Source organism: Sphingomonas sp. LC-1 (genome assembly GCF_025371035.1).
Taxonomy (GTDB): Bacteria; Pseudomonadota; Alphaproteobacteria; order Sphingomonadales; family Sphingomonadaceae; genus Sphingomonas; species Sphingomonas sanguinis_E.
Window position 1 is genome coordinate 147,928 of sequence record NZ_JANZXB010000010.1, and the last position, 14,353, is coordinate 162,280.

14 protein-coding genes are annotated in these 14,353 nt (G+C 68.9%); 2 read left to right on the forward strand and 12 right to left on the reverse strand.

Annotation, left to right across the window (positions count from 1 at the left end):
* Nucleotides 1-82: 82 nt before the first annotated feature.
* Both NZL82_RS14690 and NZL82_RS14695 read left to right on the forward strand, forming a co-directional pair.
* The gene (locus NZL82_RS14690; protein ID WP_261270500.1) at nucleotides 83-736 is read left to right on the forward strand and encodes a nicotinamidase; all 654 of its coding nucleotides are present in this window, start codon (nucleotides 83-85) and stop codon (nucleotides 734-736) included.
* A gap of 58 nt (nucleotides 737-794) precedes the next feature.
* Nucleotides 795-1,703, forward strand: a complete 909-nt coding sequence (locus tag NZL82_RS14695) for a LysR family transcriptional regulator (protein ID WP_261270501.1) — start codon at nucleotides 795-797, stop codon at nucleotides 1,701-1,703.
* Between the two features lie 4 nt (nucleotides 1,704-1,707).
* On the opposite strand, the gene NZL82_RS14700 is transcribed toward NZL82_RS14695, so the two are convergent.
* Genes NZL82_RS14700 through NZL82_RS14755 form a run of 12 tightly spaced genes read right to left on the reverse strand, consistent with a single transcriptional unit; the run spans nucleotide 1,708 to nucleotide 14,193 of the window.
* Entirely contained in the window at nucleotides 1,708-2,706 is a 999-nt protein-coding gene (locus NZL82_RS14700) for a bile acid:sodium symporter family protein (protein ID WP_261270502.1), read from the reverse strand.
* A gap of 28 nt (nucleotides 2,707-2,734) precedes the next feature.
* Complete coding sequence (uraH, locus tag NZL82_RS14705) at nucleotides 2,735-3,076, reverse strand: hydroxyisourate hydrolase (RefSeq protein ID WP_261270503.1); 342 nt, start codon at nucleotides 3,074-3,076, stop codon at nucleotides 2,735-2,737.
* Entirely contained in the window at nucleotides 3,073-4,494 is a 1,422-nt protein-coding gene (locus NZL82_RS14710) for an FAD/NAD(P)-binding protein (RefSeq protein ID WP_261270504.1), read from the reverse strand. The genes uraH and NZL82_RS14710 overlap by 4 nt, the downstream gene beginning before the upstream one ends.
* Complete coding sequence (uraD, locus tag NZL82_RS14715) at nucleotides 4,491-4,982, reverse strand: 2-oxo-4-hydroxy-4-carboxy-5-ureidoimidazoline decarboxylase (protein ID WP_261270505.1); 492 nt, start codon at nucleotides 4,980-4,982, stop codon at nucleotides 4,491-4,493. The genes NZL82_RS14710 and uraD overlap by 4 nt, the downstream gene beginning before the upstream one ends.
* On the reverse strand, nucleotides 4,979-5,359 hold the full coding sequence (hpxZ, locus tag NZL82_RS14720) for an oxalurate catabolism protein HpxZ (RefSeq protein ID WP_261270506.1): 381 nt from the start codon (nucleotides 5,357-5,359) through the stop codon (nucleotides 4,979-4,981). The genes uraD and hpxZ overlap by 4 nt, the downstream gene beginning before the upstream one ends.
* The gene (gene puuE / locus NZL82_RS14725) at nucleotides 5,356-6,258 is read right to left on the reverse strand and encodes an allantoinase PuuE (RefSeq protein ID WP_261270507.1); all 903 of its coding nucleotides are present in this window, start codon (nucleotides 6,256-6,258) and stop codon (nucleotides 5,356-5,358) included. The genes hpxZ and puuE overlap by 4 nt, the downstream gene beginning before the upstream one ends.
* On the reverse strand, nucleotides 6,255-7,436 hold the full coding sequence (locus NZL82_RS14730; protein ID WP_261270537.1) for an alanine--glyoxylate aminotransferase family protein: 1,182 nt from the start codon (nucleotides 7,434-7,436) through the stop codon (nucleotides 6,255-6,257). Before NZL82_RS14730 ends, puuE begins: the two co-directional genes overlap by 4 nt.
* A gap of 37 nt (nucleotides 7,437-7,473) precedes the next feature.
* On the reverse strand, nucleotides 7,474-8,730 hold the full coding sequence (locus tag NZL82_RS14735) for an allantoate amidohydrolase (RefSeq protein WP_261270508.1): 1,257 nt from the start codon (nucleotides 8,728-8,730) through the stop codon (nucleotides 7,474-7,476).
* Nucleotides 8,724-10,304 (reverse strand): gamma-glutamyltransferase family protein, encoded by a 1,581-nt coding sequence (locus NZL82_RS14740; protein ID WP_261270509.1) that lies wholly within the window; start codon nucleotides 10,302-10,304, stop codon nucleotides 8,724-8,726. The genes NZL82_RS14735 and NZL82_RS14740 overlap by 7 nt, the downstream gene beginning before the upstream one ends.
* Complete coding sequence (locus NZL82_RS14745) at nucleotides 10,304-11,662, reverse strand: AtzE family amidohydrolase (RefSeq protein WP_261270510.1); 1,359 nt, start codon at nucleotides 11,660-11,662, stop codon at nucleotides 10,304-10,306. Before NZL82_RS14745 ends, NZL82_RS14740 begins: the two co-directional genes overlap by 1 nt.
* Nucleotides 11,659-11,823 (reverse strand): hypothetical protein, encoded by a 165-nt coding sequence (locus NZL82_RS14750; RefSeq protein WP_261270511.1) that lies wholly within the window; start codon nucleotides 11,821-11,823, stop codon nucleotides 11,659-11,661. Before NZL82_RS14750 ends, NZL82_RS14745 begins: the two co-directional genes overlap by 4 nt.
* 30 nt (nucleotides 11,824-11,853) lie before the next feature.
* Nucleotides 11,854-14,193 (reverse strand): TonB-dependent receptor, encoded by a 2,340-nt coding sequence (locus NZL82_RS14755; protein WP_261270512.1) that lies wholly within the window; start codon nucleotides 14,191-14,193, stop codon nucleotides 11,854-11,856.
* Between the last annotated feature and the right edge of the window lie 160 nt (nucleotides 14,194-14,353).

A 14,353-nucleotide genomic window follows, 5' to 3' on the forward strand; every position in this document is an offset into this window, starting at 1 on the left:
GTATCATTTGCCGTGATCCGACAATAAGCATTGTTGCCAAAGGCGGCCTGTCATCCGGTCCGTCAGCGAAGTGGAGACGGCGATGGACAACGGACGGTTCACGGGCGACGAGGCGATCGCGGAGACGGATGCCCTCATCATCATCGACCCGCAGATGGATTTCTGTCCGGGGGGCCGACTGGCCGTGGCGGGAGGAAACGAGATCATGGCCGGGATCGACGCGCTCGCCCGGCGTTTCCGGCATGTCGTCGTGACCCAAGACTGGCATCCGGCCGGACATTTGTCTTTTGCGAGCAGCCATTCGGATCGGCACCCGTTCGATACGGTAAAAATGCCTTATGGCGAGCAGGTGCTGTGGCCCGATCACTGCATCCAGAACACACCGGGTGCCGAGTTCCATCCCGATGCGGCGAGCGCCATCGGCCATGCCCAGCTATTCATCCGGAAAGGCTCTAATCCGTCGGTCGATTCCTATTCCGCCTTTTTCGAGAACGACAAGACGACGAAGACCGGTCTGGCGGGGTATCTGCGTGACAAGCACGTGCGGCGGTGCGTGTTCGTTGGGCTGGCCTATGATTTCTGTGTCGCCTGGTCGGCGCTCGATGCGAGGCGGGAGGGGTTCGAAGCGTCAATCCTGAAGGACTATACGCGCGCGATCGCCATGCCGATCGGTGGCGGCACCACGGTCGACGCGGCGGAAGCCGAATTTCGTGTGGCCGGGGTCCGGCTTCGATAGGCCGTCAGGCACGGATGGCAGCTACCGGGCGTCGGCCGGATGGAATAATCGCGAGGCAATGATGGTCCTTATCAAGACGGGGTTGATCTATTTCGATCAGGCGATCCGCCACGGTTCGATCCGTAAGGCGGCGGAAACGCTGAATATCGCTTCCTCCGCGGTCAACCGGCAATTGTTGCAGCTCGAGGAAGAACTGGACGTACAACTGTTCGTCCGCATGCCGCGCGGCATACGCCCGACCGCAGCGGGCGAGGCGTTGCTGGCCTATATCCGCCGCTGGAAGCGCGAAAGCGTCACCTTGCGTCACGAGATGCTGCGGCTGCGCGGCGGGGAGCGCGGCCTGATCCGGATCGCCGCCGCCGAGAGCCTGGCCGACGATCTCGTTCCGCGCGCGATCGCCCGCTACAAGGAACGCTTTCCCCTGATCGAATTCTCGCTGCTGGCGGGGGACAATCACCGGGTGAAGGCGGAATTGCTGTCCAAGGAGGCGGACGTCATCTGTGCCTTCGACCTGACGGGGACCGCGCGAACCGCGACCGTCGCACATGTCCAGATGCCGATCGGCGTCATCGTGCCGCCCGGCCATCCCCTATCCGGCCTCGATCAGGTGACATTGTCCGACTGCATTCCCCACGCGATCGTGACGCCGCATGACGACTGGCTCAAACAGAGCGTCTTGTACGACCTGTTCGATATGAGCGAAGTGCCGCTCAAGCGGGTCGCCACGGTCGAGCGGATCGATACCCTCAAGAATCTGGTCCGTGCGGGGATCGGCATCGCCTTTCTGTCGCGCATCGGGCTTGAGCGTGAGCTGGCGGCGGGTGAACTCCGCTGGATTCCGCTGGTCGAGGGGATCGTCCGCCCGGCCAGCGTGTCGATGCTGCTGCAACGCGGGCGGGTATTGCCCATCTATCTCAGCAGTTTTGTCGACATACTGAAGGAAGAATTCGCACGGTTGGAGGAGTAGCGGTTCAACCCGGCACGGTCGCAGGTCCCACCACCGCCGCCGCATCCGCCTCGTTCGCCAGCCGCCGGGCGAGAAAGGCGCAGGCGATCAACTGCAACTGATGGAACACCATGACCGGCAACAGCACGACGCCGACTTGGGCAGGCGGGAACAGCACGCCCGCCATCGGCACGCCCGTCGCCAGGCTCTTTTTCGACCCGCAGAACCGCATCACTGCCGCATCGGCAGAGTCCAGCTTCATCGCCCGCGCGATGAACCCGGTCAGGACCAGCACCACCGTGAGCAGCGCCGCGCACCATCCGACCAGTTCGGCCAGTTCCAGCGCCCCGACCTGCGACCACAGCCCCTCGCTCACCGCCGCGCCGAAGGCAGTATAGACCACCAGCAGGATCGATCCGCGATCGAGCGTGGTCACCAGCCGTTTGCGCGCCGCGATCCAGTCGCCGATCCACGGGCGCAGCATATGCCCGGCCGCGAAAGGCAGGAGCAGTTGCAGCACGATCGTCCGCACGCTGTCGAACGACAGGTCGACACCGCCGGTACCGGGCAGCAGCAACGCGGCCAGCGCGGGCGTGATGGCGATGCCGAGCAGGTTAGATAGCGACGCGCTGCACACCGCCGCCGCGACGTTCCCGCGCGCGATGGCGGTGAAGGCGATCGAGGATTGCACCGTCGAAGGCAGCAGCGTCAGGAACAGGATTCCGGTCGCCAGATCGGGTGCCGGCAGGCCGCTGCCGGTGATGGCGAGACCGAGCAGCGGGAACAGCACGAAGCTTACCGCAAGGATCGCAAGGTGCAACCGCCAGTGCCGCGCGCCTGCGACCAGCGCGCTGCGCGACAGTTTCGCGCCATGGACGAAGAACAGCGCGACGATGGCGGTATCGGCGGCAAGGTCGAAGACGCGCACACCGACACCGCGCGGCGGCAGCAGCGTGGCGATCAGCACGGTCGCCAGCAGCATCAGGACATAGGGCTCGATCGTGGCGAGCAGGCGACGGATCATCGGGGCACTCCGGCGGAAAGGAACGGGATCAACTGCCCCGATAGGTGGAATAGCTGTAGGGCGAGACGAGCAGCGGCACGTGATAATGCCCCCCCTCCGGCGCGATGCCGAAACCGATCGTCACCCGGTCGAGAAAGGGTGGATCGGGCAGTTCCACTCCGGCGGCGCGAAAATAGTCGGCGACCGCGAAGCACAATGCATGACGTCCCGGCGAGACCGGCACGGCGGCCAGCGCGGGACAGCGCCCATCGGCATTGGTCACGCCGTCGAACAACCGCACCCCGTCGCCGTCGAGCAGCGTGACGGCGATGCCCGCCGCCGGTCGGCCATGCGCGGTGTCGAGGACATGGGTGGACAGGGTCGCGCTCATGCCACCGCCCCCGTGCGCGGCCATGCCCCGATAAATTCGGGCTCGTCATAGTCGAGATAGGCGGCGATCATCGCATCGCGGTCGTCGAGGAACAGCTGGTCGGCCACCCCCGCCACCAGCCGGGGCAAGGCGTGGCGCAGTCCCGACAGCGCGGAGGCCGACAGGCCGAGGCTGATGAGTCCCGAATAGTTGAACGCGAACAGCCCGTGCAGCGCCGCCGCATCGTCGGGCGTGCGCGGCAACAGCTGGAATTGCGGCCCCAGATAGGGATGCGCATCGATCAGCGAATGCGACGCCTCCGCCGGGCGATAGCGGTCGGACCAGCGCGCAATGCCGTCGGCGACCAGCGCCAGTTCGGGGCGCAGCGCCGGGTCGGTGACCAGCCCGGTCGACAGGACGAGGAAGTCGAACGTCTCAGTCCCGCGCGGGGTGGTGACCGCGACCGCATCGCCGGTGTCCGCCACGTCCAGCCACGGCGTGCCGAGATGCAGGTGAAAGCCGGGCAGCGCCGACGCGCGGTCGAAAGTGTCGTTGGTCGGCGGCTGGCTGCGGTCGAAAAAGGCGACCATCATCCGGTATTTGGCGGCATCGTCCAGCGCGGGGAAGCGGCCGATGATCCCGCTGCGCTCCATATGCCGGATCGGATTGACGCGCGGCAGTTCCGGGCGGCGGACGAAGACATGCGCCTCGGCCACCCCGGCGGACAGGGCGGCATGGGCATTGTCGAACGCCGAGGCCCCCGCCCCCAGCAACGCGATGCGCTTTCCGGCCAGCCCCGCATAGTCGATCGAAGCGGACGTATGGGCATAGCGGGTCGCGGGCAGCCGATCGCGCACCAGTTCGGGCACGTGCCAGTTGCCGCCCCCCTGGATGCCGGTCGCCAGCACGACCTTGCGCGCGAGCAGCGGCGCACCGTCCGCGAGGTGGACGCGGAATCGCCCGCCCAGCGGCTCGATCAGCGTCACCCGCACCTCGTTGCGCACCGGCAGGTTCAGGACGGCGCGATACCAGCGCAGATAGGCCATCCAGTCGCGGCGCGGGATCTTGTCCAGCGCGTCCCATCCCTCCGCGCCATGCTGCGCCTCCCAAAAGGCGCGGAAAGTGAGCGAGGGGATGCCCAGGTCGATCGCGGTCAGATGCTTGGGCGTGCGTAGCGTCATCATCCGCGCATAGGTGTCCCACGGCCCCTCATAACCCGCCGGGTTTTCGTCGAGGACGAGGATGTCCGACACACGCTCGCGCAACAGCCCGAACGCCGCGCCCAGACCACTCTGTCCGCCGCCGACGATGATAACGTCATGGACATGGCCCTCCGCCATGGGCTGCGGCACCGTCCAGGCGGGGCCGCCATGCGCCAGGCGTTCGAGATCGGTCGCGACTTGCTGGGCCAGCGCGGCCAGGCCGATGGGTGGGGTCATGCCAGGGTCTCCAGTCGCAGGCGGACAATATGGCCGATCTCGGCCAGCGCGGTTTCGACCTCGGCCTCGCGGTCGTTGGACAGCCGCTCGGCCATGGCGCGCAATATGCCCGCCCGGTCGGTCCGCCGGACACAGATGACGAAGGGAAAGCCGAACCGCTCGCCATAGGCGGCGTTCAGCGCATGGAAGCGCTCAAACTCTTCCCGGGTCATGCGGTCCAGCCCGGCCGAGGCCTGCTCGCTGCGCGACTCCTCGGTCAGCGTGCCCGCGATCGCCGCGCGCCCCGCCAGTTCGGGATGGGCGCGGATCACCGACAGCCGCTCTTCGGGCGTGGCGTCGGCAAGCACCGCCACGATCCCCTCCGCCAGATCGGCAAAGGGCCGCCGCGCCGCCGCGCGCTCCACCACCCAGGGCGAATGCTCGACCACGCTCGCATAGCGCGCGACGAAGGCCTCGCTCGACATGGTATTGAAATCGCTATCGGTCATGATCCCGCCCTCTCGATCGAGACATGCGCGGCGACGACCTTCCACCCATCGGGAAAGCGCACCCAGGTCTGGCTCTGCCGCCCGCGCCGGGCATCGCCTTCGCGGAAGAATTCGGCGTTGGCGGTGGCATGGTCGCGGCCAAAGGCATGGATGGCGACTGTTCCGAGCCGACGCTGCGGCGATCCGCCCCGCCCCTTGCGAAAGGCGCGAATGGCCTCCGCGCCATACAGCACCTCGCCGACGCCATAGCGGATCGTGGTCGGATGATCGTGGAACAGCCGGTCCATCGCGGGCACGTCATCGGCCATCAGCGCGGCTTCATAAGCGGTGAAGGCGGCCATTACCTCGGCCACCACTTGCGGATCGTCGATCGTCATGCCGGGTGCACCTGTTGCCAGTGTCGCGCGATATCGATGCGGCGCGCGATCCACGCGTCGCCGCTGGCGATCACATGGTCGACGAAGCGGGCCAGCGCCGCCGCGCGGGCCGGCCGTCCGACGATGCGCCCGTGCAAGCCCACCGACATCATCCGCCCGCCCTCAGCCCGCAACTGTTCGAACGTGTCGCGCAGATAGCGGAAAAAGGGCTCGCCATCGGCAAAGCCGTTATAGGCGACGAACTTCATGTCATTGGCGTCGAGCGTATAGGGCACGATCAGCTGCGCCCGCCCGCCATTCGCCCCGGCATGGCGACGATCCCAATAAGGCAGGTCGTCGGCATAGCTGTCGGCGTCATAGACGAACCCGCCCTCGGCGGCGACCAGCGCGGCGGTCGCGGGCGAGGTCCGCCCCTGATACCAGCCGAGCGGGCGCGTGCCGGTCAGTCGGGTGTGCAGCGCGATCGCCTCGGCGATATGCGCGCGCTCCACCTCGGGCGGGACATATTGATAGTCGATCCAGCGATAGCCGTGGCTGGCGATTTCCCAATCGGCGGCCAGCATCGCATCGACCGTCGCCGGATTGGCGGCCATGGCGGTGGCGACGGCAAAGGCCGTGACCGGCACCTGCCGCTCGGCGAACAGACGGTGCAGCCGCCAGAAACCGGCGCGCGCGCCATATTCGTACAGGCTTTCCATCGCCATGGCGCGCGCGGGATGGCTGGCCGCGCCGACCATCTCCGACAGGAACGCCTCCGACCCGGCATCGCCGTTCAGGACGCTGTTCTCCGCGCCTTCCTCGACATTGACGACGAACTGCACCGCGATGCGCGCGCCGCCGGGCCAGCGGGGATCGGGCGGCGACGCGCCATAGCCGACCAGATCGCGCGGCGCGGTCATGCGGCATAGCTTTCGAGCGCGGCATCGACCCCGGCGCCGGAGGGCAATATCATCCCCTCTGCCCGCAACACCGCCTCCAGCGCGGCGAGCGTCAGCAGCACCTTGTGCTTCATCGCGTTGTAGCCCATCGCGCCGATCCGCCAGACCTTGCCCTGGAGCGGGCCGAAGGCGGTGCCGATCTCGATCTCGAAATCCTCGCGCATCCGGGCGCGCACCCGCTCGCCATCGACGCCTTGCGGGATATGGATGCCGGTGACGTTGGTCATGCGGAAACGGTCGTCGCCGAACACCTCCAGCCCCAGCGCGCGGGCCCCGGCCACCACCGCCCGGCCCGCCGCCGCATGGCGCGCGAACCGCGCCTCCAGCCCCTCGCCCAGCGCCACGCGGGCGCATTCGCGCGCGCCGTAGAGCATCGTCGTCGCTTCGGTATGGTGGTTCAGCCGCTTCTCCGACCAATAGTCCATGATCATGGCGAGGTCGAAATAGTTGGTGCCGATCCGCACCCCGCCCGCATCGACAATGTCGTCGCGGCGAATGCCCTTTTCGACATGACGGCGGCCCAGGATGCGTTCGGCGGCGCGGGGCGAGACGGTGATCGGGGCCGATCCCGACGGGCCGCCCAGGCATTTCTGCAAGCCGCCGGTGACGATGTCCGCGCCCCAACGGTCGGTGGCGATCTCCATCCCGCCGATCGTCGCGGTCGCATCGACGTAGAGATACGCGCCCGCCGCTTGTGCCAGCGCCCCCACCCCGTCGAGCGGCTGCGCCATGGTGGTCGAGGTGTCGCCATGGACGCAGGCGACGACCATCGGCGCGGTCCGCTCGATCGCGTCCGCGATGGCGTCGAGCGGCACGGTCTGCCCCCAGGGGACCGACAGCCGCTCGACCTGCGCGCCGATCCGCTCGCCAATCTCCTGCAGCAACAGCCCGAAGCGGCCGAAATCGACGACCAGCAATCGGTCCCCCGGCGCGAGCAGCGAGACCAAAGACGCCTCGATCGCTGCGCGCGCGGTGCCGTCGATCAGGAAGGTCCAGTGGTTCTCGGTCCCGAACACCGGCCGGTACAGCGCCATCACCTGGTTCATATAGCCGGTCATTTCCGGATCGAATTGGCCGAGCAGGTCCGCGCTCATCGCGCGCAGCACGCGCGGATGGGCGTTGACCGGCCCCGGCCCCATCAGCAGCCGCTGCGGCGGATCGATCTCGCCGAAAAGGTCAGGCGTCACGATAATCTTCTCCCAATCGGTCGATAAAGCCGCGCATCGCGGCAAAGGCGGCATCGGCATCGGCCGGGTCGACATGTTCGGCCGGGTTGTGGCTGATCCCCCCGGCACAGCGCAGGAACAGCATCGCGACCGGCCCCAGCGCGACCATCGCCATCGCGTCATGCCCCGCGCCCGACATCAGCCGACGCGACACCTGTCCGGTGGCGACGACCGCCGCGTCGAGCAGATCCATTAGCCCCGCATCGCACGGGCATGGCGGCAGGTCGTGGACCGTCGCGACGGTGAGGGTCACGCCCCGATCGCGCGCGATGGCCTCCATGGCCGCGCCGATCGCGGCGGCGGCGCGGTCGCGGCGGTCGGTCGCGCCTGCGCGAATGTCGACGGTGAAGCGCACCTCGCCCGCGATCACGTTCGCCGCCCCCGGCGCGACCTCGATCCGGCCAACCGTTGCGACCAGATCGGAGGCGGCGGCGACCGCAATGTCCTCGACCGCCGACACCATCCGCGCGGCGGCGGCCAGCGCGTCGCGGCGCAGGGGCATGGTGACGGTCCCGGCATGACCCGCGATACCGTTCACCGTCACTTCGAGCCGGAGTTGCGCAGCGATGCCGGTCACGACGCCCAGTGCCAGCCCCTCCGCCTCCAGCACCGGCCCCTGTTCGATATGCGCTTCCAGATAGGCGAGCATCGAGCCCGGCGCGCGACGTGCGGTGGTGAGCGCGGCGGCCTGGCTGCCGAACTCACGCAGTGCGGTATCGACGCTGATCCCCGCCGCATCGGCCATGTCGGCCGCGTCGGGCGCCAGCGTGCCCGCCACCGCGCGGCTGCCCAGCATCGCGGCGGGAAAGCGCGATCCCTCTTCGTCGCCAAAGCCGATCACCTCGATCGCGAAGGGCAGTCTGCGCCCCTCGGCATGAAGCGCGGCGACGCATTCGATGCCCAGCATCACGCCCAGCGGCCCGTCATAGGCCCCCGCGTCGCGCACGCTGTCGAGATGGCTGCCGATCACCAGCGCGGGTGCGTCCGGGCGCGTGCCCTCATAGCGGCCGATCAAGTTGACGGCGGCGTCATGGCGGACCGTCATGCCCGCCGCCTCCATCCATGCCCCGACGCGTTCGATCGTCGCGCGATAGGCAGGCGTCAGCCAGCCGCGAAACAGCCGGTCCGCCCGGTCGCTATAAGGCGCCCGCAACAGCTCGAGGCAGCGCGCCACCGCGCGCGCGCCGGATGCGGTCGTCGTCACCATGTCGCCACCATCCCGTCGCTGCGCGGATCGGCCGCGCCCTCGATCATCCCGCCGGGATGGCGCAGGATCGCCCCGGCATGGCCCATCATCGACGACCAGCCGGGCACGCGTTCGACCGCATGGCCCGCCGCCGCCAATTGTTCGTACAGCACCGGATCGAACCCCGCCTCGATCTTCAGCGTCGTGCTCTGATCGCCCCAGGTCCGCCCCAATAGCCAGCGCGGCGCATCGACTGCCGCCTGCAAGGGCTGGCCGAACAGCGCATGGCGGGTGAAGATCGCCGCCTGGGTCTGCGGCTGTCCCTCGCCGCCCATCGTGCCGTACGCCATGACCCGGCCATCGTCGAACCGCGCTAGCGCCGGGTTCAGCGTGTGGAAGGGTCGCGCAGCGGGGCGCAGCCGGTTGGGGCCGTCACCGTCGAGCGCGAAAGAGCATCCCCGGTTCTGCCACACGATGCCGGTCCGGGGCAGGACGATGCCCGATCCGAACTCGAAATAGGTGCTCTGGATACAGCTGACGACCTGGCCGCGCGCGTCGGCCGCGCCGAACCAGGTGGTGTCGCCCAGCGCCGGGGCATGCGGCCATGGCGCGGCGCGGTCATGGTCGATCGCCCCGGCCATGCGGTCCAGCGCGGCGGCATCGCGCAGCAGCGCCTGCGCATCCTGCGTCATCGTCGCCGGATCGCCGACATGCGCGTCGCGCCAGCGGAACGCCTGCTTCGTCGCCTCGACCAGCCGGTGGACATGATCGAACCCGTCGGCCTCACCGGCACGCAGCCGGTCGAACAGCGCCAGGATCAGCAGCGACGCCACCCCTTGCGTCGGCGGCGGCAGGTTGAACAGGCGCGCGCCGGTAATTGCTACCTCCAGCGGCGCGACACTGCGCGCGTCGAAGGCGGCGAGGTCGGCCGCCGCAAGCGGACTGCCGAGTTGGGTGAGATCGTCGGCGATTAGCTGTGCCAGCGCGCCGCGATAGAAGCCGTCCAGCCCCTCCCCCGCCAATCGTTCCAGCGTCGCCGCCAGCGCGGGCTGGCGGAGCAGGTCCCCCTCGACCAGCGGACGGCCTTCGGACTCGAAGACGGACGCATAGCCGCCGGGCAGGTCGCAGAGCGCGGGCGACGCGGCGGCGGCGACCTGCGCTCCACCCGCCGTGACGACCACGCCACTCCGGGCATGGTGGATGGCATCGCGCAGCAATCGGTCGAGCGGCAAGGTCGCGCCGCTCCGCGCCAAGGCCGCCTGCCACCCCGCGACGGTCCCAGCGACCGTGTTCGCCGCCAAGGGTCCGCGCCACGGAATGGTCGCATGGTCGCGGTACAGCGCGCGGTCCGCTGCCATCGCGGCCGCGCCGCAGCCGTCGATCGCCCAGGTCCGGCCGTCCTGCTCGGCGACCAGCCAGAAGCCGTCGCCGCCGATCCCGGTCATGTGGGGATAGACGACGGCCAGGCAGGCGGCGGTCGCCACCGCCGCCTCGACCGCGCTGCCGCCCTCGGCCAGCACGTCGCGCCCGGCCTGGGCCGCCAGATGGTGGGGCGCGCTGACCATGCCGCGCAGGGAACGGGGGGTCGCGCGCATCATGCCGCCTCCGCCAGATGAGGAACGGGCGGACAGGCCACCAACCCCGCCGCGACCAGCGCCGCCGCCGTGTCGAACAACAGCGCCTCACGCCCCGGCGCGGCGATCAGCTGCACGCCGATCGGCTGCACCCCCTCAGCCTGGGCCAGCGGCACCGAAAGGATCGGCACGCCTGCCAGGCTCAAAGGCTGGGTGTGCAGGCCCAGATCGGCGCGCGCCGACAGGGTCTGGCCGTCGATGACGATCGTCGTCGCATCGATCCGAGGTGCGGGCATCGGCGTCGCGGGGGCCAGCAGCAGGTCATGCTCGGCCAGCGCGTCGGCGACCTCGGCCACGAAGCACGCCGCGACCGCCTCGGCATCGCGCACGGCGGCGACCGGCTGGAGCGCCCCCGCGATCAGCCGGTCGCGCGTCGCCGGATCGAACGCCATCGCGTCCCGGCGCAGCGCGGGCAGGTGGCGATGGCCACCCTCGGCCCCGGTCAGCAGGAAACCGGCTGACCGCGCGGCGGCGGCATAGCGCAGCACGACAGGCGGCCCCGCCTCCAGATGCGCGGCGATCCGATCGATCCCGGCAAGGACGGCGGCATCGGCTCGCCCGGCGAACCATCCGCCCAGCGCCGCGACACGCACCGGCCCGCCAGTGAACGGCGGCAACGCCTCGCCGAGCATCACCGCATGGGCCAGCGCCATATCCTCGGGCGAGCGGGCGAAGCATCCGACCGTGTCGAGCCGCTCGACAAAGGGATAGACGCCCTCGACCGACAAGGCGCCGAAGCTCGGTCGCAACCCGAATATCCCACACAGGCTGGCGGGCACGCGGATCGATCCGTTGGTATCCGATCCCAGCGCCAGCGGGACCAGCCCCGCACCGACCAGCGCCGCCGATCCGCCCGACGAGCCACCCGCCAGCCGATCGGGATCATGCGGGTTGCGGGTGGTGCCGTAATGGCCGTTCTCGGTCGAGAAGCCATAGGCGAACTCGTCCATATTGGCCGTCGCGACCAGCACCGCCCCCGCCGCGCAGAGCCGCGCGACCACTTCGGCATCGCGGACCGCCGCTGGGGCCTGCGCGCGTTGCCGGGCACCGGCGGTCGTCGTCTCCCCGGCGACGTCGAACAGGTCCTTGACCGCAAAGGGCACGCCTGCGAGCGGGCCGGGATCGCGCCCAGTAGCGACCACCGCGTCGACGCGCGCCGCATCGGCCAGCGCCCGCTCCCGCAGCAGCCGGGTGGCTGCGTTCAGGTCATCGTGCCGCGCGATGCGGTCGAGCGTGTCGGTCGCGACCTGCCGGGCCGATAGCCGCCCCTCGCGCACCTGGGCGGCGATGGCGCAGGCGGTTTCGGGCAACGCGCTCATTCCGCGTCCTCCGCCAGAGCTTCGCGCACGACGGCATGATGCCGCGCCAGCAATTGCTGGTTGGCGACGACGCCGTCCAGCGCCGCTGCCGGAAGGACCAGCCCCAGGCGTTCGGCCTGAAGGATGGCGGCGTTGCGTTCGGCTTCCGTCGGCTGCGTCATGCTATCGTCTCCCCATCGCTCGGCGCGCGGTCAGAAGCTGTACCGCACGCGGCCGATGACGGTGCGCGGCGGGATCAGCTGGTCGAAGGTGGCGTTGACGCCGAACACGTCGGTGAAGCGCGTGCTGATGCCGTCGGTGTCGAACAGGTTCTGCGCGCTCAGGCTGACATCCCAGCCGCCGCCGAATCGGACGCCGCCGGTCAGGTTGACCTGGTTGTAACCGGGGATGCGGTCGATCGCGGGATTGTTGAACACGCGCGCCTGCATCGCCCCGCGCCGGATGAACAAGCCGGAGGCATAGCCGCGCAGCCCGTTGCCGAACTGATGGTCCCAGTTCACGCCCGCCGTGGCGCTGAACGCGGGCGTCTTGGCGAGTTGGTTGCCGTACAGGTCGCCGATGACCGCCGCGCGGGCCAGCGTCACGGCGGGCGCGAAGATGCTGAGCCGCTGGTTGACGACCAGGTTGCGCTCCGCCGCCGTCGCATTCACGCTGTCCAGCGCGCGGGCATGGCCGCTGACCTTGCTGTCGAGCAGGGTCAGGCCGGTGCTGAACCGCAGGTCGCGGCTGGGCGCGAAGGTCACTTCCGCCTCCGCGCCCAGGATGCGGCTGCGCGGGATATTGGCGACGCCGCTCGACCGGTTGCGCGGGTCGCTGGTCATATATTGCAGGTCGACATAGTCATAGCCGAACCCGGCCAGATTGGTGCGCAGCCGCCCGTCGAGGAAGTCCGCCTTCAACCCCAGCTCATAGGCGTCGATGCGTTCCGGGCGGAAGGTGCGGAACACCAGATCCTCGGCCACGTCGGCAATGCCATAGGTCAGGTTATTGCCGCCCGGCTTGAACCCGCGCGTATAGGAGGCATAGGCCATGCGATTGCGGCCCAGGTCGAACTCCACCGCCGCGCGCCCCGTCACCGCCGTCCCCTGTGACGTGATTAGCGCGGTCGGCCGGCCGGTCGACAGGGTGAAGAAATTATAGTTGCGGTTGGTCGCCCGGTCATCGGTATAGCGCAGCCCCCCGGTCATCCGCAGCCGGTCGGTCGCATGCCAGGTCGCCTGTCCGTAAAAGGAGAAGGAGCGGCGCTCGGGGAAGAAATCGCTCTGGAAACCGATGTCCCCGGCGGGCGGCAGGCCGTTATTCGCGACCGCGTTGAACGGATCGAGCACCCCGTTGCGGTTGCGATCCACCCGCTCGAACGAATGCGCCTCGATCTTCTGCTGGAACCAGAAGGCGCCGAGCACCCAGTCGACGCTGCCGAACAAAGGCGTGCGCGACACGAGGTTCAGTTCGGAGGTATAGGAGCGATGCGCCTGGTCCTGCCGCTCATAGAAACTGCGCTCGACGGCCAGCGGGCCCACCAGCGCCACGTCGGAAAAGTCGTTGTCGCGATATTTGCGGACATCCTCGCGCTGGTGGCTGCCCAGATATTTGACGGTGAAGCCCGGCAGGTCCCAGGTCGCGACGAGGCTGTACAGTTGCGAGCGCAGGAACAGGTGCGACGGCGAGTCCTGCGCCAGTTGCCGGTCGCCGTCCGCGTCGCGGCGCGGGGTCGGATCGAGCAGGCCAAAGCGCGCGGGTCCGTTGGTGTCGCTGCGGAATTGCTGCGCGGTCAAGTCGATCTGGAAGCTATCGGCGGGTTTCCACAGCAGCTGGAACCGCCAGGCCGCGTCGTTGCGCTGGTCCAGCTTCTGCCCCAGCCGGATGTTCGTCGTGGTGCCGTCCTGCTTCAGCCAGCTTCCCGTCGCGCGCACCGCCATCGTCGATCCGATGGGCAGGTTCACCGCCGATCGCAGGTTGCGATAGTCGAACGATCCATAGGCCGCATCGACATAGCCCTCGGTCCGGTCGAGCGCGGGCGCGACCGTGACCAGATTGATCGCGCCGCCGGTCGAGTTCTGGCCGAACAGCGTCCCCTGCGGCCCGCGCAGCACCTCGACCCGCCCCACATCCAGGAAGTTGCCGCCCAACGCGAAGGGCGACACGATATAGACGCCGTCCTGATGATAGGAGACGGACGGCGCGGCGACGTCATTCTGGTTCGCCTCCTGCCCGACGCCGCGAATGGACAGCGTGGTGCGCTCCCCCTCGGCATTGCCGACGGTCAGGCCGGGGGCCAGCGCGCTCAGATCCTGGAAGGTGTTGATGTTGTTCGCGACCAGCGCATCGCCGGTCAGCGCGGTGATCGCCTGCGGCACCTGCTGCAACCCCGCCTCGCGCTTTTCGGCGGTGACGACGATGTCGGGCAGGTAAGCCTCCTGCCCCGCATCCGCCGACGCGTTCGACGCCGAGGCCGGAGCCGCGACCTGCGCCAAGCATGGCTGGGTCAGCAGCGTCGCACACGACAGCAGCGACCATTTCGTCCAGTTCATCAATTGCCCCCCGGAAGTGATTCCCTTGGCCGGGGCGCCGACCTCCGATCGTCCGCCGGATGATGTCGCGCGGCGCCGCCCGCCTTCGGGAGCCGTGTTAGCGGCGACGAATTGGATAGCAGAAGCACAATATTGCGCTTTCAGCGCCCACATTTTTCGC